At 63.1% G+C, this 19,132-nt stretch carries 17 protein-coding genes; 1 reads left to right on the top strand and 16 read right to left on the bottom strand.

Annotated elements, in window-relative coordinates:
* Positions 1–9 precede the first annotated feature (9 nt).
* The 14 genes from gph to NGK70_RS04645 all read right to left on the bottom strand — a co-directional run bounded on the left by gph (position 10) and on the right by NGK70_RS04645 (position 15,162).
* Entirely contained in the window at positions 10–708 is a 699-nt protein-coding gene (gene gph, locus NGK70_RS04710) for a phosphoglycolate phosphatase (protein ID WP_256490748.1), read from the bottom strand.
* Between the two features lie 81 nt (positions 709–789).
* On the bottom strand, positions 790–1,098 hold the full coding sequence (locus NGK70_RS04705; RefSeq protein ID WP_251972214.1) for an MTH1187 family thiamine-binding protein: 309 nt from the start codon (positions 1,096–1,098) through the stop codon (positions 790–792).
* Between the two features lie 49 nt (positions 1,099–1,147).
* Positions 1,148–1,552 carry a type II toxin-antitoxin system VapC family toxin gene (locus NGK70_RS04700; RefSeq protein ID WP_251972213.1) on the bottom strand — a complete coding sequence of 135 codons (405 nt, stop codon included), beginning with the start codon at positions 1,550–1,552 and terminating at the stop codon, positions 1,148–1,150.
* 4 nt (positions 1,553–1,556) lie between these two features.
* Positions 1,557–1,850: a type II toxin-antitoxin system Phd/YefM family antitoxin gene (locus tag NGK70_RS04695; RefSeq protein ID WP_251972212.1), complete on the bottom strand. Its 294-nt coding sequence runs from the start codon at positions 1,848–1,850 to the stop codon at positions 1,557–1,559.
* Between the two features lie 277 nt (positions 1,851–2,127).
* Positions 2,128–2,346, bottom strand: a complete 219-nt coding sequence (locus tag NGK70_RS04690) for a hypothetical protein (protein ID WP_251972211.1) — start codon at positions 2,344–2,346, stop codon at positions 2,128–2,130.
* Between the two features lie 144 nt (positions 2,347–2,490).
* Positions 2,491–4,182, bottom strand: a complete 1,692-nt coding sequence (locus NGK70_RS04685) for an IS1634 family transposase (protein ID WP_251972210.1) — start codon at positions 4,180–4,182, stop codon at positions 2,491–2,493.
* A 61-nt stretch (positions 4,183–4,243) separates the two neighbouring features.
* Complete coding sequence (locus tag NGK70_RS04680) at positions 4,244–5,119, bottom strand: HNH endonuclease (protein WP_251972209.1); 876 nt, start codon at positions 5,117–5,119, stop codon at positions 4,244–4,246.
* Positions 5,119–6,909: a restriction system-associated AAA family ATPase gene (locus NGK70_RS04675; protein ID WP_251972208.1), complete on the bottom strand. Its 1,791-nt coding sequence runs from the start codon at positions 6,907–6,909 to the stop codon at positions 5,119–5,121. The genes NGK70_RS04680 and NGK70_RS04675 overlap by 1 nt, the downstream gene beginning before the upstream one ends.
* Positions 6,906–8,135, bottom strand: a complete 1,230-nt coding sequence (locus tag NGK70_RS04670; RefSeq protein WP_251972207.1) for a restriction endonuclease subunit S — start codon at positions 8,133–8,135, stop codon at positions 6,906–6,908. The genes NGK70_RS04675 and NGK70_RS04670 overlap by 4 nt, the downstream gene beginning before the upstream one ends.
* A complete protein-coding gene (locus NGK70_RS04665) occupies positions 8,102–8,497 on the bottom strand; it encodes a hypothetical protein (protein ID WP_251972206.1) in 396 nt (131 codons plus the stop codon). Before NGK70_RS04665 ends, NGK70_RS04670 begins: the two co-directional genes overlap by 34 nt.
* A complete protein-coding gene (locus tag NGK70_RS04660) occupies positions 8,494–10,158 on the bottom strand; it encodes a type I restriction-modification system subunit M (RefSeq protein ID WP_251972205.1) in 1,665 nt (554 codons plus the stop codon). The genes NGK70_RS04665 and NGK70_RS04660 overlap by 4 nt, the downstream gene beginning before the upstream one ends.
* Before the next feature lie 15 nt (positions 10,159–10,173).
* On the bottom strand, positions 10,174–12,972 hold the full coding sequence (locus NGK70_RS04655; protein ID WP_251972204.1) for a type I restriction endonuclease subunit R: 2,799 nt from the start codon (positions 12,970–12,972) through the stop codon (positions 10,174–10,176).
* Positions 12,959–14,089, bottom strand: coding sequence for a Fic family protein (locus NGK70_RS04650; RefSeq protein ID WP_251972203.1), 1,131 nt, complete (start codon positions 14,087–14,089; stop codon positions 12,959–12,961). Before NGK70_RS04650 ends, NGK70_RS04655 begins: the two co-directional genes overlap by 14 nt.
* Before the next feature lie 152 nt (positions 14,090–14,241).
* Positions 14,242–15,162 (bottom strand): LysR family transcriptional regulator, encoded by a 921-nt coding sequence (locus NGK70_RS04645; protein ID WP_251972202.1) that lies wholly within the window; start codon positions 15,160–15,162, stop codon positions 14,242–14,244.
* 106 nt (positions 15,163–15,268) lie between these two features.
* On the opposite strand from NGK70_RS04645, the gene lysA reads away from it, so the two are divergent.
* Positions 15,269–16,534 (top strand): diaminopimelate decarboxylase, encoded by a 1,266-nt coding sequence (lysA, locus tag NGK70_RS04640; RefSeq protein ID WP_251972201.1) that lies wholly within the window; start codon positions 15,269–15,271, stop codon positions 16,532–16,534.
* Positions 16,535–16,544: 10 nt separating this feature from the next.
* Here the strand turns inward: lysA and NGK70_RS04635 are convergent, their stop codons facing one another.
* Together NGK70_RS04635 and NGK70_RS04630 are read right to left on the bottom strand one after the other, a co-directional pair.
* Complete coding sequence (locus NGK70_RS04635) at positions 16,545–18,119, bottom strand: class I adenylate-forming enzyme family protein (protein ID WP_428985572.1); 1,575 nt, start codon at positions 18,117–18,119, stop codon at positions 16,545–16,547.
* On the bottom strand, positions 18,116–19,102 hold the full coding sequence (locus NGK70_RS04630; RefSeq protein ID WP_251972200.1) for a tripartite tricarboxylate transporter substrate binding protein: 987 nt from the start codon (positions 19,100–19,102) through the stop codon (positions 18,116–18,118). The genes NGK70_RS04635 and NGK70_RS04630 overlap by 4 nt, the downstream gene beginning before the upstream one ends.
* Between the last annotated feature and the right edge of the window lie 30 nt (positions 19,103–19,132).

Genomic DNA, 19,132 nt, shown 5'->3' with positions numbered 1-19,132 from the left:
GGCTCCACCCTAGCTCGACCGCAGCAACTCGTCCAGCCGGTCCACGCAAGCCTGGGCCGGAACGTCCCGGATCGGCTCGCCGTGGTTGTAGCCATAGCTCACCAGCACGACCGGGCAGCCGGCCGCGTGGGCCGCTTCGGCGTCGTTGCGCGAGTCGCCCACCATCAGCGTGGCCGCCGGCGCCGTGCCCAGCGCCCGGCAGGTTTCCAGCAGCGGCAGCGGGTCCGGCTTCTTGCGCGCAAAGGCATCGCCGCCAAACACCACCTCGAAATAGCCATCCAGCCCCTTGGCCGCCAGCAGCGGGCGGGCAAAGGCGGTCGGCTTGTTGGTCAGGCAGGCCAGCCGCAGTCCGGCGGCGCGCAGCTGCTGCAGGCCCTCGACCACGCCCGGGTACACAGCCGAGTGCTGCCCATTGATCACCAGGTAGTGGCGCTGGTAGGCCGCCCAGGCAGCGTCATACAGCGCCGCGTCGCCACCGACATGGGCCAGCGTGCAGCGCAACAGGTGCTCGCTGCCCTTGCCGACGGTGCGCTCGACAAAGGCCCGCTCCACCGCCGGCAGGCCCAGCTCGCCCAGCGTGAGGCCGAGCGCAACGACAAAGTCGCCAATCGTGTCCACCATCGTGCCGTCGAGGTCGACGATGGCGGCTTGCAGGTTCAGTGGGGCCAGGGAAGCGGAAGAAGCGGTGAGAGCGGTGGGAGCGGTCACGTTCAGGCAGTCGGGCGTTGGCGGGGCGGCGGATTGTCCGCTGCCCCGCGCTCATGCGGGGCTCCACCGCGGATCGCTGATTCAGACGCTCAGCTTGCGCCCCAGGTGCTGCTCCACCTTGGCCGTCTTCGCCTTCAACCGCCCGCCCGGGCCGGCGCGGTAGTCCACCTTCAGGTGCAGGCCCACGCGCGGAAACTCCGCCGCCATCAGCTCGAAGCACTGCGTCACCACGCCCATCACCTCGGCCCACTCCCCTTCGAGGATCGTGCCCATCGGCGTGAGCTGATAGGGCAGCCCGCTGCGGTCGATGAGGTCGATCACCCGCGCCACGTGGGCACTGAGGCTTTCGCCCTGCCCCGTCGGGGCGATCGAAAATTCAAGCAGCACCATGGTGCGGGTTCCGGTTGCATCGACCGGGGGATCCGGTCGAAGGGCGACATCATGACGCGGCGGGGCCGCGCAGCAGGTTCACCGCCAGGCCGTGACCCGCCTGGGCCAGCCGGTCGTCGTTCGTCCAGAGTTCGTCACAGCCGTGGAGCTGCGCGCAGGCCATGTGCAGTGCATCCGGCGTTTTCAGGCCATGCCGGGCGCGCAACTGGGTGGCCTGCGCGAACACCTCGTCGTCCACCGGCAGCCAGACGAAGCGATCAAAGAACGCCTCGTAGTGGCGCTGCAACGCGAGATTGCCGGTGCGCATCGGCTTGACCAGGCATTCCATGCGGGTCAGCGGCGACAGGGCAAAGCACTCCTCGGCGCGGTTTGCCAGCGCTGCCCGAACGACGGCACTGTAGGCCGGGTGGTCTTCGCAGGCGTAGATCAGGATGCAGGCGTCCAGGTAGATCACCGGCTCACTCCCAGGCGTCCCGCTCTTCCTGGATGGCCGCGTCGATTTCCTGCGCGCTGCGCCGCAGGTAGGCTGGCAGCGGATGCGCCTCCAGCCACTGCGCCACGCCGCCGGGCTGCCGCGGCGCCCACTCGCGGGCCGTGGCCAGCCGTGGCACAGGCCGCCCCGTCGGCGCCCCGATCGGCACCAACCGCGCCACCGGTTCCCCCCGGTTGGCGATCACCACCTCTTCACCGGCCTGCGCAGACTTGATCAGCTGCGAAAGCTGGCTCTTGGCTTCGAGGATGTTGACTTGCATGGCGCCACCTGCAGACTGCCTGAATGAGACTGGTGGCAAACGATAGCGAACTCTGACCAACTTGGTCAAGTTGGCCACGTTGGCCATATTCTTCTTGCATTACACCGCCACGCGTGGCGCGGCGCGCTTACTGCAATCGTCCGCCGAAGAAGTCAAATCAAACTCTGGTCAAATCCACCGGAAACGTCCGACGGACCCTGCTTGAGGCCCTACTCACGAACCAAATGGCGCCTTGAAAATACCCTGTGCCCGCACTGCTCATACCTTTATCTACTCGTCAGAAAATTCCCCTCCTTTGGCAGGCATCGAGAAAAGGCTTCTTAAGGAAATTGCAGTCGGTGAATGGGCGTTTTCCGGTGTTGAACGCCAACGTCTGGAGAAAATCTTGAGGATCTTTCCCGAGCTCTTTCCATTCATCCAGCACTTGCGTGAGCCACGCCTTTCCATCACTTTCTGTACAAAGCTTCAACTTGTAGCGCTCTTCGATGCCGTACACGTCCTTCCACGTGTCAATCTCCTGTGCGACGGCCGCAGGGCCAAATTGCAGGGCGATGTCTGCCGGGTGCAGCCTGGCAACCGAAGTTCGACACCAACCTCGCCAAGTCCTTGATTTGCTTAGTGGCGACCTTGCGGCGCGCCACTACAGCAGGGACATTTGGGCGTCGAGGCTGGGTTTCTTGATCTTGAGTGCATCCAGGGTGTCAGCCTGGTCCTGGTGGATGGTGGAGATGCCGGCGATGGGCTCGGCGCCGTCGATGCGCACTTGGTGACGCTGGACGCGGCGCAGCTGCTGCAGCGCGGCCTCGGGCGACAGGGGGCTGCCGGCCAGCCTCAAGCGCTGGCGCATCACCCGGTGCAGCACCAGCGCCATGAAGCAGATGCTGGCGTGCGCGCGGATGCGCTCGGGCAGCCGGTGGAACACCGGCGCAATCTCGATCTCGGACTTCAGCACATGGAAGCCACGCTCGATGTCAGCCAGGCTCTTGTAGCGCGCCACGATCTGCTGGGCGCTCAGGTCATGCACGTTGCTCACCAGCAGCAGCTTGCCGTCCATCGCCTCTGCGCGCGCCTGGGCGACGTGGTCGATGTCGTAGGTGAACAGCTCGGACTTCAGGTCCACCCGGATGATGTTGGCCAAGTGCGCCTCGCACACCTCGTGGAAGAAGCGCGCCTTGGCGCCGCTGTCAGACAGCTTGCGCCCGCGCTGGCTCTGGCCGGCGTCCTGTTCGTCGAGCTTGCCGGTCAGTGCCTGGGCGCGCACCTGCAACGCCGTGATGCGATCACGTCGGCGCTGGGTGAGATCGGCGGCCTGCTGCGCGTTGTGCGCCACCACCAGGCGATGGCCTTGCCAGCTCAGCTCGTCGATCACCTCGGCGGCTGAGCCTTCAGCCCTGGCCTGCAGTGGCGCCAGCAGTTCGACGAAGTCCCCATGCCGGCGCCCGGGCACGGCCAGGATGAACTCCAGTGCCCGATCGCCCGGCAGCTTCAGCTCGCTGAGCATCTGCAGGTTGTCCAGCGACAGCAGCCCCCGATCGGCCACCACCACCAGGCGCTTCACATGCGGGTAGCGCTGCAGCACGCGCTCCAGTGTGGGCTTGAGCGTGGGGCCCTCGCTGGCGTTGCCGTCGAACACCTCGTGGTAGATCGGCAGGCCATCGGCCGTCTGCACCACGCCCAGCAGGAACTGCCGGGCAACGACACCTTCCTTGGACATGCCGAACTTGCGCACGTCATCGCGTTGCTGGCTCAGCCCCTCGACCCGGATGGTCGTCAGGTCATAGAACACCACCGACAACTGCTCGTCGATGAGCGGGCGCAGCAACTGCGCCACGCAATCGTCCACGCTGGCCTGGTGATCCATCAGCGCGTCCATGCTGCGCAGCAGGTGCTGGTGGGTGATCGACCCGGGATCGACATCGGGCATCGCCACTGTCTGCAACCAGCGCAGCGCACCGAGCTTGGAATCGGCATCACAAAGCCGGTTGAACACCATCACGCGGATGGCCTGTTCCACCGGGGTGGTGTAGCGCGCACGGCGGAACACCGCGTGCAGCCGATCAAAGCCCAACTCGTGCCAGAGCTGGTGCAGCACCCAGACATCGCCCAAGGCCAGCGCGGACTCGAACTGCACCTGGGGCGGCGAGGCCAGCGCGGCAGGGCGACCCTTCACGCGCAGCAGGCCCTGCAGCAGCGAATCGACCTGGCCGCCGATCTCATCGGTGCGGCCCAGGGTGGCCAGGGTGCGCTGCCGCGGGCGGCCTTGCTCATCGCGGAAGGACTCGACCAGCTGGGCGTAGCTGCGTCCACCGGACCGCGTGAGCTTGATGAACATGGCCTGCGAGTATAGCCAAAAGGCAGGATAGTGCCAATACATGAATTCCGCAAACGTGCCACTACAAACCTTCTCTCAAAACGTCGCCAAGTGCTTGTCGGGATTGAGATCGGCCTCGCCAAAAGGGCGCAAAGTGTCGAACTTCGGTGGCAATGTCTGCATGCTGCAGGTCGATTTGCAGCTCAATGGAATGCGGCGTTGTCTTGTAGGGGTAGAAGATCGGACGGCGATGAACCGCCCCTGCTGGATCCTTGATCGGATAGGCGGGATCCTTGCTGGTTTTGTAGCTGCTATTGCAGTGATGACAGGCCGGGACAAGATTGCGAAAGTTGATGGAGTTAAACGGGTAAAGTGCTTTGGGGAAGTAGTGATCGTAGGCTTCACGAGGAGTGTGGTTCGGCCCTAGCAAATCGCTCATGCCGCAAAACGGGCACTTCCCAGTATTGTTGATTTTTACAAAGGTCTTGTAATGATTGTCGATGTCACCGATCTTGGCGCGCAGTGCGGCGAGTCCTAGAAGCGACTGCGAGTACAAGTCTCTGAAGAATGCGCCAAGTTGGGCTGCAAGGTCTTTGTGATTGATGGCAATGTCAGCGTAACGAGCGACGTGTGTTGCCGGATCATTAGCGCATACTTTTTCCAGATCGTTATTGCCTTGGTACCAACACTTGAATTGATCGATCTCCGTCGCTGAGAGTGGCGCAAATAGTTCGTAGATCGCTTTCACGTCTTTGTAAAACGTCTTCCCCCGCTCTGCCGCCTTTGCAGAGAATCCAAACTCCGCCATGATCTCCTTTAGGTCTGAATTTCCAACGAACAGATCAGGATGAAAAACCAGGCCGACTGGAGCCTTGCACCAGACCTCATAAAAGATGAAGTCGATGAAGGTCTGCATCTTCTCCATCTGGTGCGGGACATAGGTGTACGGAAACAACATCAGCCCTGAGCCTCCCTATTTCCAGGCTGATCACCGTCGAGAATGGCCTTGATCAACAGCACCTTTTCTACCGAGTCACCAAGCTGCTGGTGAATCTCAGTGATCAGGATTTCCTTGTCTTCGATGCCCTGTTCAAAGCGGGCCCGCAACGCCTCCAGCAAGGCCTGCGCATGGCCGCCGATGGTTTCGCGCTTGCCGAAGGTGCTCATGGTGATCTTGTTGATCGACGCGCCCAGCGTGTTGTAGTCCGGGTGGCGGATGCTGACCTTGCCACTGGCTTTGTCCTTGGCAAACACCAGCACCTTGTCCGGTTTGCTGTCGGAAATCAGGAATGGCGTGTGGGTGGTGATCAGCATCTCTTGCGCGAACTCACCGTTGCCGGGCAGGCACTGGCGCAAGCGGCTGATGAAGTTGGCGCGCCAGTCCGGGTTGAAATGCGTTTCGGGCTCGTCGAGCAGGAACAGGCTGTTGGTCCCTCGAAACAGCAAACACAGCCCAAGGCTGTGAAGCAATTGATGCTCGCCGTCCGACAATTCTTTGAGAAGCATCGGCTTCTCAACGCCCTGTTTTGTGAAATAAAAGTTCTTAATTCGCATGGCGCGCTCATCGGACGCCAAGGTCGGAACCGTCTCACTGACGTAGTGACTGGTCGAGGTATAGAGATCTGCCTTCAGGGATTCGCTAACCGGGTAAAGGTTCAGCGCCAGGAGAACTTGCAGTGCCTGGAACAAGGCCAAAGGCGAATCATCAAAGTTGGCGCGGAAGGCCTGCTTGGTATGCTCATTGACCCAGTAATCAAGGGTCAGTGTGTCCGAGGCATCATCGTGGAAATGCAGCGTGGCGCAGCGCTTGAGCTTCTCGATGATGGAGGTATTTTGTGTGCGCTCATTCGCCTCTAAGCCTCGCAACAGCTTGAGACGATAGTCTCCGGTGGCGGGGTCAAGATAGACCGCATCGGCATCCGCGAAACGACCGTCCTCCGTCTCAGTGGGCAACATGAATTCACCCGATGTGAAGGCTGCCAGCTGCTGACGCGTGACTGGAACACTCCGGCGCAGGATGATACGAAATTCCCTGATTTCATCAATGCCAATGTCCTCGCGGAAAGGCTGCAAAGTGGCCTCATCCTGAAACAGCAGATTGCACAACAGGATGACCTGACTGAATCCGCTGTCCAGGTATGCCAACCTCGCATCTGGGCGACCGGGATACGGCAGCTTTTTGGCCAGTGCAGTCCAGTATTCGTCGAACTGCACAAAGCGCATTTTGAAAAACGGCAGACTGAGGATTTCGTTCTCGCCTGAGGAGTAGCCCAGCACGTACTGCGGCAGCAGGATGTCGGCGTGTCCGCCCTTGAACGCCTCGTACACATCGGTGCTGAAGTCGCCTTGGTTCTCCCAAAGAAAGCGCACCGATTCGCCGGCGTTCTTCCACACACCCACCTTCGCCCACGGCGGGCTGTCGGGGCTGCGGTACTCGGCGGGCACGCGGATCAGGTAATCCAGTTCAAAGGCTACGGGAGAAACATCCGGCGCCTCGTCCTGCAAGGCTTCGGGCAAAAAGCTGCGGCGCACGCGCAGCACTTCCAGCTGAAAGAAGATGGCTGCCAGCGCTTCGAGCAGGTTGGACTTGCCGCTGCCATTGGGCCCAGCGCAAACGAAGGGCGCAAAGTCGTTCGCTTGCGCCAGCTCGTCCTGCAAGTTCCACTCGGTGCGGAAATGGTGCTCAAAACCGCAAGGCAGGCTGCGGAAACCGTCCGGGTCCGTGATCTTCAGGCGCAGCAGCTTCATGACTGATTGGCCTTCAGCTCAATCATGTTTCCCGAGACTGCTTCGCCTGTGTTTTCGTCGTAGTGGCTGACGTTTATCGCCTGCACAAGACTGCCGGTGCTCAGCGCCTCGAACACCCAAGTCTTGATCTGTTCGTAGTCGCTCGCGCCCAGTGCGAAATCATTGTCCGGGTGCAGTTCCGCCAGCCGGGCTTGCGCGGCGGCGATGAAGCGTTCGAGGGAGAAAGCCGCACTGCCCAACTGCGTGCGATAGGCCTCCAGCCAGAAACGCAGCAGCGGCGCCAGCTGTGTGCGATCTTGCAGTGCGGGCAGCAGCAAATCGGTGTCGGGCAGCTCGATCACCGGCGTGGTGATGGGTGCAGGCACGGCAGCGGCCACGGTTTTTTCTCCTTCAATGGAGGTGGCAGGCAGGGTCACCCGCGACAAATCCAGCTCGCCCTTGAAGGCCTGCTGGCTCAGGGCACCGTAGAGGGCTTCGAGGTCGGTCAGGCTTTGCTGGTAGCGGGACTTGAGGGCTTCGACTTTTTCGACGACTACAGCGAATTGATTCTGGAGCTCAAAGGGCGGCTTGATCATCGTGATCTTCTCGAAGTCACCCTTCGTCAGAATCTTCTTCATTCCCTTCGCAGCATGGCTCTGTATGTAAGCCCGAGACAACTTTAACAAGCCATATAAATACAGGGGGGACACATCTCGGCCAGGCTGAATGGCATTGATCTGCTGATTGAAGGACACCATCCTATTCGTAAGCGCTGCACGCCCAATTGATTCGACGCTGCCTGCGATACAGGCCACGAGCAAGGCGCCTGCTGTAACTGTTCTCGCCTTTCGCGCACCAACTTCAGAAAGATGCTCGGTGGAGGGCGTGACGAAAACAGCATCACCAGTGATGTTGTCAGTCTTGATCCATTCGATGAAATCATCATCGTAGTTTGCGGGTTCATTTCTGGGTGGGGTATTGCCCGTGGAAATCTTGCCGAAGGCCTTTAGCTCTGGCTTATCCCACCCCTTCTCATTCCGCACCGGGTCTCCAAACATACCCAAGAAGATGCTCTTGATCAGGTCATCAAGTTGTTGCAGGTGTTGTTTGCGCTGTGCAATTAGACCTTCCACTTTGCCGAGCAGATGGGCAATGCGGATTTGGTCGTCGAGAGGCGGGAACGGAATTTTCAGGTTGAGGAAGTCCGTTTTTGTTAGGCTGCGCCGCCGTGCAACAGCACCTTGCATGCGCGAGGCATATGAAGCCTTGCCTGTGCCGATCGCAAATATCGTTCAAGGTAGGGGATGTGGGAATCGACTTTGCTTCGTAGCGTCCAGATGTCATACGCTGGACTAACGATTCCTGCTGGATACTTCGTCTGAAATCCGAGGACACCTTCATCAATCGGGAAGCCGACAACCAATTCGTTCTTGTATGCGACACGATAGTTCGAGGTGTCTGAACTGGCGACGCGCTTCTTGAACTTGTCTGCTTGATCGACCAAGCCATGCTTCATGGTGATCGAAAGGACTGGCAAATCCTGATCGCCAGCACGGTGGCGGCCCGACTGTTCCAAGAGTTCACGTAGAGGCTTAGGGGTCCAGCTCATCCCACCATCCCCTTCAACTCCAGCAGCTCGCGCACGATGCCGCTTCGCACATTGGCGAGATCCGCTTCGTCTACATCCCCCACCTCGGCCTGGATCAGGCGATCCAGAATCACTCCCGGCGCGTCGTAGCGCGGCTCCTCGAAGACATCCTGCTTGTAGCGTGAGAGCGAGAGGTCGTAGTTGTTCTTCTCGTCCGCAATCTCGGTGCGCGGCACCATGAAGCATTTGGCGGTGCGGTCGGTGTCAGTGGCGGCATCGCGGGCGTGATATCTGGCGACGATGTCTTGCAGATCGCCGTAGCCTTCCTGCTTGCTGCGCTTGTCGTCCAGCGAATAGCCGTCGGCGGCCATTTCGTAGAACCAGACGTGCTCGGTGGCGGGTTTGCTCACCCTGTCTCTCGGCCCCCAGACCTTGGTGAATAACAGGATGGCGGTGCTGACCCCAGCATAGGGTTTGAACACGCCACTGGGCAGGATGATCACTGCTTTGAGGTCGCACCGCTCCACGAGCATCTGGCGCAGGGTTTTAAAAGCACTACCGGAGCCGAACAGCACGCCCTGCGGCACGATCACGCAAGCGGTGCCGCCCTTCTTGAGCAGGCGGTAGATGTTCTCGACAAACAGCAACTCGGTCTTGGTGGTGGCCAGTTGCAGGTGCTCGTTGATGTCGCCCTTGTCGATGCTGCCAGTGAAGGGCGGGTTGGCCATGACGATGTCGTATTCGGCTTCCTCGGTGTAGCTCTTGCTGAGGGTGTCCTTGTAGTCGATGTGCGGCTCGTCGATGCCGTGCATCATCAGGTTCATCAGCCCCAGGCGCACCATGGTCTGGTCGATGTCGTAGCCCCAGAGCGAGCTGGCCAGAATGGCCTGCGCCCTTTCGGTGAGCGCTGCCGCTACCGAGGTGCGGGTGAAACCGTCTTCATCGGGCTTGAGGTCTTGGGCACCCGCTTTTTTCGCCAGTTCGGTAACGATGTACTGATACGCGCCGAGCAGAAAGCCGCCTGAACCGCAGGCTGGGTCGGCAATCTTGTGGCCCAGTTGCGGCTGCACCAGGTCGGCCATCAGCTTGATGATGTGGCGCGGGGTGCGGAACTGGCCGTTCTTGCCGGCGGTGGCAATTTCTGAGAGAAGCATTTCATAGACATCGCCCTGGATATCCTGGAATGCCTGGCCGTTCTCGCGCGAATCGCGCTCCATGACCTCGAAGAGGTCATCAATGGTTTTCACCGCCTCCACCAGCAGGGCTGGTTTGGGGATGATGAACACGGCATTTCGCATATGGTGGGTGAATTTGCTCTCCGCTCCGTTCAGGTCCTTGAGGAAGGGAAACACCTTGCCCTGCACGTGTTGCAGCATCTCTTCAGCCTGCATGTTCTTGAATTCGCTCCAGCGCAGCAGAGCCCGGTCAACCGCATACCGGCCTGGTTCCGGTTGCTGCCTGTACTCTGGCGGTATCCAGAATCCGCTGAACTTTGAACGATATTCAGTGCCCACCCATTCCGCATCGGCTTGGCGCTTTGCGTCAAGCTCGTCGAGGCGTTTCATGAACAACAAGTAGGTAATCTGTTCGATGGCCGTGAGCGGATTGCTGATGCCGCCGCTCCAGAACTTGTTCCAGAGCTGGTCGATCTTGCTTTTGAGTTCAGGGTTGTTTTGCAGCATGGTGTGCCTTGTTATTTAGGCAGCCAACCGTTCGGTCAACTGCAGGATCTCGTTGATTTCAATTGGGCCGAACACGCCACGGATGCCTTGCGGATGGATGACCGTGAAGGGGGCGTTGATCAGGTCCTTCTTCTCCACCTTTTCGCGCTCGATGATGAAGCCCTTCAGCAGATTGAGGAATTCCATCTGCCGGCTGCTGAGCGTCGTGTGGGCGCGGATGAATTGATCGAAGGCTGCGCTGACCTCGTCCGGGAAGCTCCTGAGCACCTCGATACCCAGGATGTGGCGGATGAACTGGATGAAGCGCGCCTTGCGGTTCCTGTAGACCTGGCGCAGCAGGTCTTCGGTGATGTGCGGGTGTTCTTCGTGCAGCAGTTCGGCCAGTTCATTGGCCTCTTCGCTGCTCACTGCCTCGCCGTTCTTGATCTTCTGCAGCACCGGGTTGTGCACGGTGAGTTCGGCAATCAGGTTCTCTACCATTTCGCGGTAGCGGGTGATGCTGACCGCCTCGTGCTGTGGACCGAACTCCACCCATTCCTTTTTATGCAGTTCATCGGCCAGATCGAGGTGGGTCTGCTCTTGGCCGGTAGATCCCTCCCGGAACTTCATCAAGGGGCCGAGTTTGGCGACCAGTTCGTCGAAGGCGTCTTCATCCGCCTTGGCCCAGTAGTGGCTGGTTTGCGCGGCGCGGATCAGGGCCTCTTCCTGCTTGACGAAGCTGACGGAGAGCGGCAGTTCGCTGATCTGCTCGACGATGCCTTCCTTGAGGGTGTCGGCCTGTTCTTTTTCTTCGCTCAAAAGGGCCAGCGAGTACTCCAGCAGGTCGCGCTCGAAGCGCATGGCCTTGAAGTCGGCCTCGGACACGGTGCGGAACAGCGGCTTGATGTCTGCGCGCAGGAACTCCAGGCGGTGGTGGCTGAGACTGATCCAGAAGTTGTCGTCGTCCAGCCGCGCCAGCGCAGCGGCGGCTTCCTTGATCACCACCGACTCGTTGGGCAGTGCGCTGATCTGTAGGCGGAGCTTGGCGATTTCCCGCGCAGCAATGTCGGCATGGCCGCTGTCATTGGCCTTTTCAATCTTGTCGAGGCGCAGGCCCACCAGTCGCACCGGCAGCGGCAACTGGGCTTTCAGGTCCTTGCCCTTGGGGTTGAGCTTGAAGTATTCGAAGTTGTCCCAGCAGTCGAGGATCAGGAACAGATCCTTCTCAAGGCACCAGGGCTTGGGCTTGCTGGTTTCCAGCAGGCGTGTGCCGCGCCCGACCATCTGCCAGAACTTGGTGTACGAGTAGACCGGCTTGGCGAACACTAGGTTGACGATTTCGCGCACGTCGATGCCGGTGTCGAGCATGTCCACGCTGATGGCGATGCGAGGCATGTCGTTGTTGGTGAACTGGTCGAGCAGGCCGCCTTTGCCGTAAACGCGCGGGTCGTCTGACACCAGCACCTTGGCCAGCTCACCGTGGTGTTGCGGGTAGAGCTTGTCGAAGATTTCTTCCATGCGCCGGGCATGGGCCTTGGTGGCGCAAAAGAAGATGGTCTTGCCGGGCAGCACGCCATTGGCGTCCTTGATGGCTTCCTCCATGAACTCGCGGACGATCAGGGTGTTGGTGCCCTTGTTGATCACCTGCTTTTCAAGCTGAGTGCCCTCGAAGTTGATGTCTTCAACCTCCTTGCCCTGGAGGATCAGCTTCTTTTGGTCTTCCAGGGAAATCGTGCGCTTGCTGATGCCTTCCATCTGGAACTTAGTCTGAATCTTCATGACCTGGAAGTTGCAGAGGTAGGGCGGCAGGTTGTTCACGGCTTCTTCATAGGTGTAGGCAAACGTGGGAATGCCGTCTTCGCAATGGAAAAGCTGGAAGGTGTTGTGGTCGATGATGTCGGTTGGCGTGGCCGTCAGGCCCAGCGTGATGGCCTTGAAGTAGTCGAGGACTTCGCCGAAGGTGTTGTAGATGGATCGATGGCTCTCGTCGACGACGATGAAATCGAAGAAGTGCGGCGAGAGGGACTGCGCCTTGTCCCGAATGATGTTCAGCATCGTCGGGTAGGTGGCGACGTACACACGGCGATCCGTCGTAATCAGCTTTTCGCCCACATTCGGCCAGCGCGGCTCGTTGGGCATGTGCTCCTTGAAGGCAGCCAACGCCTGCTCTCGCAATGCGATGCGGTCCACAAGAAACAGCACCTTTTCTGCATGCCCGGCGCGCATCAAGGCATCGACCATGGCAATGCAAGTTCGCGTTTTGCCGGTGCCGGTGGCCATCACCAGGAGGAAGTTGCGTCGTTTCTGCTCGATGCCGTCGAGCACTGAGCGAATCGCACGGATCTGATAGTCGCGGCCGGCAATCGAGGTGTTGATGAACTCCTGCGTCAACGGCTTGCGATTGCGGCGGATGTAGGCAAAGCGCTCCAGATCGTTGCGGGTGGGAAAGCCGACCACCTTGCGCGGCGGCGCGTTCTCTAGATCCCAGAAATAGAGCTCGTGACCGTTGGTGTAGAAGCAGAACGGCAACTCGCAACCTAGCTGCTTCTGAATGTTGTAGCAGTACTGCTTCGCTTGCTCGCGGCCGATGGCGGCATCGCGGCTGGTCTTTTTGGCCTCGATCACTGCCAGCGGCTTGCGGTGTTTGCCGAGCAGTACGTAATCGCTGAATTGGTGGCCCTCATAGGGCGTGCGCGGTTCCGCTACCCCATCGGGCAAGGCAGTAAGAATGTCAAATTCCTCAACCACCTGGGTCGGATCTTTCAGGTCCCAGCCTGCCGAGGCAAGTTGCTGGTCGATCAGTTCCGATCGGGTTTGCGCCTCAGTTTTTGTCATTTTTCGCTCCCTCCCTCTGCTTGGTTTCGACGATCCATGGATCGCTGTTCAGACCCAGGCTTTGAGAGCTTGGTGCCAACTTGATCCACTTGGCGGCACGCCCCTTGCCATTGGGGGCGATCAATCCCTCGGCCTTCATCGCACGCAAGATCACCCGCACCATGTCGCGGCTGATGCCAGGGCAGGCTTCCTCGATCTCCGAGATGGAGAAGGGAAGTTGGCGCTTGAGAACCTCTGAGCGGACACGGTCGCCTTTGGCGCCCCGCCCGCGCTCAATGGTGCCCACGCGCTCTTCGAACTCCTTGTAGGCACGCAGTAGAGCCCCCCAGAAGTAGTCGAGCCACGGGGCAATGTTATGACCCGCCTCGTGCCAGCCCTGGGAGCTGGCCTCCAACGTTTCGTAGTAGCTCTCTTTCGACTCCTCGAAGATGCGCTCCAGGCTGATGAAGCGGCCCACTGCATAGCCGAAGTGATAGAGCAACTGCAGGGTCAGCAGTCGTGCCATGCGGCCGTTGCCATCCGGGAATGGATGGATGCACAGGAAGTCGAGGATGGCGAGCGGCACCAGCACCAAGGGGTCTGCCAGGTGCTGATCCAGCGCCGAGCGGTACCGCGCGATCAGGTCCGCCATCGCGATGGGCGTGAGATGCGCAGCGACTGGACGAAAGCGGATGCGCGTGCTGCCATCGGGGTGACGCTCGACGATGTCGTTGTTCGTGGCCTTCCAGTGCCCGCCCGGTTGCGGCATGTAGCGGTACAACATGCCGTGGAGCTGCAGGACAGTGCCCTCCGAGAACGGCATCTGCTCGCCGCTTTCGTGGATCAGCCCCAGGGCATCGCGATAGCCCGCCACTTCCTGCTCGGAACGGCTTTGCGGGTTGGCGTTCTTGAGCACCAATGACTTGAGCCGATGCGCAGCAACGACCACCCCCTCCAAGCGGTTCGACGACTCGGTGGACTCGACAACGGCCACCTGCCGCAGATCGCTCAAGACCTCGGGCGACTGCGCCACGAAGAGCAGCTGCTTACCCCTGTATTCACCCAGAGCGCGCAGCGTCGCCAACTGCTGTGTGTCGAAGCGCAGCTTGGCGAGGTAGTCTGGCGAGAGTGATTGCATACAGCAGCATCCGTACGGGAACAATTGGGGGCATACTACTGTCGATTGGGGTATCCATGCGCTAAATTACCCCAATAATTCAATGACTACCCCATTTCCACGTCACCGATCAGCTTGCTGACCCCGGTTCCTCGGGATCCTTCGGAACGACATCAAGCCCCGACCGCCGACCCCAGCCGCTCCCGCAACTCCCCCGCCTCCTCCTCCAGCGCCGCCACAAAGGCCGCCCGCAGCGGATGCTCCACGCGCAGCGTCGGCTCGACCAGCGCAACGCTGAAGGGCACGCGCATCGTCAGGGGGCGCAGCTGCAGGCCGGCGCCGGACCATTCGAGGGCCGTCAGCGGGTTGACGATGGCCACGCCCAGGCCCTGGCGGACGAGGGCGCAGCAGGCGGCAGCGCTGTCGGCTTCGAGAGCGAGTTGGCGGGTCACGCCGGCTTCGGCAAACAGGGCGTCGACGATCTGGCGGTAGGGGTCGGCCGGGGCGAAGCTGATGAAGGGCTGGGCGGCGAAGTCCTGCGGGGTCAGGCGGGGGCGCACCAGCAGCGGGTGGCCGGCGGGCAGCACCCCCACCTCGTCGGCCTCCAGCAGCAGGCGGCTGCGGGTGGCGGGTGGGGCCTGGCGGCGTTCGGTCAGGCCCAGGTCGTGGCGCTGCTCGCTCAGTTCGCGCTCCAGCAGGGGCGACTCCTGCGCGCGGATGCACACCCCGGCGCGCGGGTGCGCGGCGACGAAGCGGCGCACCGCATCTGGCAACAGGGCATGCGACAGCGCCGGCAGGCAGGCCAGCGCCAGGCGGCCTTCGGCGAAGTCGCGCAGCGAGGCGGCGGTGGCGGCGATGCGCTCCAGCCCGACGAAGGAGCGCTCCACCTCCTCCTGCAGCGCCAGCGCCCGGGCGGTGGGGCGCAGACGGCCGGCGACGCGGTCGAACAGCGCCATGCCCAGCACCTGCTCCAGCCGCGCCAGCTCGCGGCTGACGGTGGGCTGCGAGGTATGCAGCCGCTCGGCCGCGCGGGTGGCGTGGCCGGTCAGCATCAGGGTGCGGAAAACTTCGATCTGGCGGTGGGTGAGCCTCACGCGGCCAGCATATCAAGAATGAATCGATGGCATAAGAACTGGAACTGGATCAAATGACCCGGCTGCGGCAGCATCGGGCCATTCGACGATTCACGAAGTCCAAGCCATGCCGCACACCCCGAAGCCCCTGCCCATCGCCACCGACCGCCTGCGCGCCCTCGCCCGGCAGCACGGCACGCCGCTGTGGGTCTATGACGCCGCGACGATCCGCAGCCGCATCGCCGCGCTGAAGGCTTTCGACACGGTGCGCTTCGCGCAGAAGGCCAACTCCAACATCCACCTGCTGCGGCTGATGCGCGAGCAGGGCGTGGTGGTGGATGCCGTCTCGCTGGGCGAGATCGAGCGGGCGCTGGCGGCCGGATTCCGTGGCGGCAGCCCAGCCGGTGTGGCCTCGGAGATCGTCTTCACCGCCGACCTGTTGGACGCCGCCACGCTGGCCAAGGTGGTGGAGCAGGCGATTCCGGTCAACGCCGGCTCGATCGACATGTTGCGCCAACTCGGCCAGGTGAACCCGGGCCACCGGGTGTGGCTGCGCATCAACCCGGGTTTCGGCCACGGTCACAGCAACAAGACCAACACCGGCGGCGAGCACAGCAAGCACGGCATCTGGCATGCCGACCTGCCCGCCGCGCTGGACGTGATCCGCAGCACCGGCCTGACGCTGGTGGGCCTGCACATGCACATCGGCTCGGGCGTGGACTACGGCCACCTGCAGCAGGTCTGCCAGGCGATGGTGGCGCTGGCCGCGCGGGTGGACCTGCCGATCGAGGCCATCTCCGCCGGCGGCGGGCTGTCGATCCCCTACCGGGTGGGCGACGCGCGCATCGACACCGCGCACTACCACGGGCTGTGGGACGCGGCGCGCCGGGAGATCGCCGCCGCACGCGGCCACGCCATCCACCTGGAGCTGGAGCCGGGGCGCTACCTGGTGGCCGAATCCGGCCTGCTGGTGGCCGAGGTGCGCGCCACCAAGGACGTGGGCGCCAACCACTTCGCGCTGGTGGACGCGGGCTTCAACGACCTGATGCGCCCGAGCATGTACGGCGCGCACCACGGCATCAGCCTGCTGCCGCACGACGACAGCGCCCGCCCGATGCGGCCCACCGTGGTGGCCGGCCCGCTGTGCGAGTCGGGCGACGTGTTCACCCAGGGTGAAGGCGGCGTGGTGCTGTCGCGTCAATTGCCGCAGGCCGAGGTGGGCGACCTGCTGGTGTTCCACGACGCCGGGGCCTACGGCGCGAGCATGTCCAGCAACTACAACAGCCGCCCGCTGATCCCCGAGGTGCTGGTGGACGGCGACCACGACCGCCTGATCCGCCGCCGCCAGACCATCGGCGAGCTGCTGGCGCTGGAGCTCGACCTGGCGGGTTGACCCGCGCTGCTCAGCTCTGCCCAGTCCAGCGCTCACGCAGCTCGCGCTTGAGCAGCTTGCCGATGGCACTGCGGGGCAACTCGTCAACGAAGCGCAGCTCGCTCAGCCGCTGGGTTTTGCCGACGCGCGCGTTGAGCCAGTCGCGCAGCTCCGCCCCGGTGGTCGGATCGCCCGCACGGCGTTCGACGAAGGCCACCGGCGTCTCGCCCCACTCGGCGCTGGGCACGCCCACCACCGCGGCCTCGACCACCGCGGGGTGGCGGCGCAGCTCGGCCTCCAGGTCGCTGGGGTAGAGGTTGAAGCCGCCGGAGATGATCATGTCCTTGCGGCGGTCGAAGAGGGTGAGGAACCCGTCAGCGTCGAAGCGGCCGATGTCGCCGGTGCGGATGAAGCGCAGGCCCTCGGGCGAGAACCACTCGGCCTCGCGGGTGAGCTCGGGGCGGCCGTGGTAGCCGGCCATCATCGCGCCGGAGCGGCCCACCACCTCACCACCTTCCGTCAGACAGCGCTCGGGCGGCAGCTCCACGCCGGCCTCGTCGATCAGGCGGATGTCGTGGCCCTCGGCCGGGCGGCCGACGGTGTGCAGCTTGTCCGGATGCAGGTGGGCGTCCAGGATGCAGGTGCCGCCGCCCTCGGTCATGCCGTAGAACTCGACCAGGCCGCCGGGCCAGCGGCGCAGCACCTCGGCCTTGACCTCGGCGGCGAAGGGCGCGCTGGTGCAGAACTTGACCTGGAAGGCCGAGAGGTCGCGGCGGTCGAAATCCGGGTGGCCCAGCAGCCGGCGGACCTGCACCGGCACCGGCACCAGCATGGCGTGGGTGACGCGTTCGCGCTCGGCGATCGCCAGCCAGGCGCCGGCGTCGAACTTGGGCTGCAGGTTCACCGTGCCGCCGAAGGCCAGCGTCGGGAAGGCCACCACCAGCGTGGTGTTGGAGTACAGCGGCGTGGACAGCAGCGTCACCGTGTCCGGCCCGTAGCCGTACCTGGCGCCGCGCTGGATGTGCAGCCAGCGCATGCCGTGCGGCTGCACGATGCCCTTGGGCGTGCCGGTGGTGCCGGAGCTGTAGATGATGTTGAAGGGGTCCTCGGGACGGATCGCCACCGGCGTCGGCCGGGCGCCCTCGGGCAGCAGCCAGCGCTCGAAGGGCGTGCCGGGCGCCTCGCCGTCCAGCGCGATGCAGGCAGCCTGGTCCTCCGCAGCCAGCAACGGCTCGGCCTGGGCGTCGACGAAGAGGCGCTTCGGGTCGGCGTCCCGCCGCATCGCTGCGAACACCGCCGGCGTCACCGAGCAGGCCAGCGGCGCCACCACCACGCCGGCGCGCAGCGCGCCGAGGAAGACGGCCATCAGCCGCGGCGACATGCCGCCGGCCAGCACGAGGGCGTCACCGGGGCGCAGGCCGTCGCGCTGCAACGAGGCGGCGACACGGTCCATCAGCGCATCCAGCGCCGCCCAGCTCAGGCGCTCATCGCCCATCACCAGCGCCGGCTGATCCGGCCGGGCGCGGGCGTGGGCGCGCGCGTGGTCAGCGATCAGCGCGCCGATCGGGCGGAAGTCCGGATCGCCGGCAGTGGCACCGACGCTCACTTGGCGGCCAGCCCCAGGCGCTCGATCAGCGCACGGTCCTTGGCAAAGGTGGCCTGCGCCCAGGCACGGTAGTCTTCCGGGCTCTTGTACCAGGGCGCCTGGTTGAGTTGGCCGAGCAGCTCCAGGTGCTTGGGGTCGTCCATCGCCTTCTTGAAGGCATCGTGCAGGCTGCGGACCACCGCCGGGTCCATGCCCTTGGGGCCCACCAGCCCGTAGGGCGAGGTGGAGACCACGTTGTAGCCCAGGTCCTTGGCGGTCGGCACGTTGGGCCAGCGCTGGGTGCGCTGTTCACCGAAGGTCAGCAGCACGCGCATCTGGCCGGCGTCGACCAGCTTGTCCCAGCCGGTGGCGTCGCTGCCGGCCATCACGTGGCCGCCGAGCACCGCCTGCATCAGGTCGGCGTTGCCCTTGTAGGGCACGTGGTTGAGCTCGACCTTGGCGGCGTCGGCGAGCTCCTCCATCAGCAGGTGCGGGCTGGTGCCCTGGCCGGTGGAGCCGTAGTCGATCTTGCCGGGCTGCTGGCGCGCCGCGGCGATGTAGTCGTTGAAGCTCTTGTAGGGCGAATCGGCCTTCACCACGAAGCCGAAGGTGTAGCCGGTGACGCCGATGATGAAGCTGAAGTCGTTGAGCGGATGCCAGGCCGTCTTCTGCATGTGCGGGATGCGCAGCATGCCCAGCGGGTACTGGGCAATGGTGTAGCCGTCGGGCCGGGCGTTCAGTGCCATCGTGCCCGGGCCCAGCGTGCCGCCGCCGCCGGGTTTGTTCTCCACCACGATGGGCTGGCCCAGGTGGCGGCTGGCGATCTCGGCCAGGCCGCGCAGGTGGCGGTCGGTGGAGCCGCCGGCCGGCCAGGGCACGATCAGCGTGATCGGCTTGCTCGGGAAGGCCTGCGCCTGGGCGGAGGCCAGCGGCGCGAGGCTGGCGGTGGTAGCGGCGGTGACGGCCAGGGCGGTCAGTGCCCCACGGCGGGTGAACATGTTCATCGTCTGTCTCCTCGGTTCAGGCTCAGGGGG

Origin of the sequence: Sphaerotilus microaerophilus (assembly GCF_023734135.1) — a bacterium.
Lineage (GTDB): Bacteria > Pseudomonadota > Gammaproteobacteria > Burkholderiales > Burkholderiaceae_C > Sphaerotilus > Sphaerotilus microaerophilus.
This window is presented reverse-complemented; position numbering and strand designations above follow the sequence as displayed.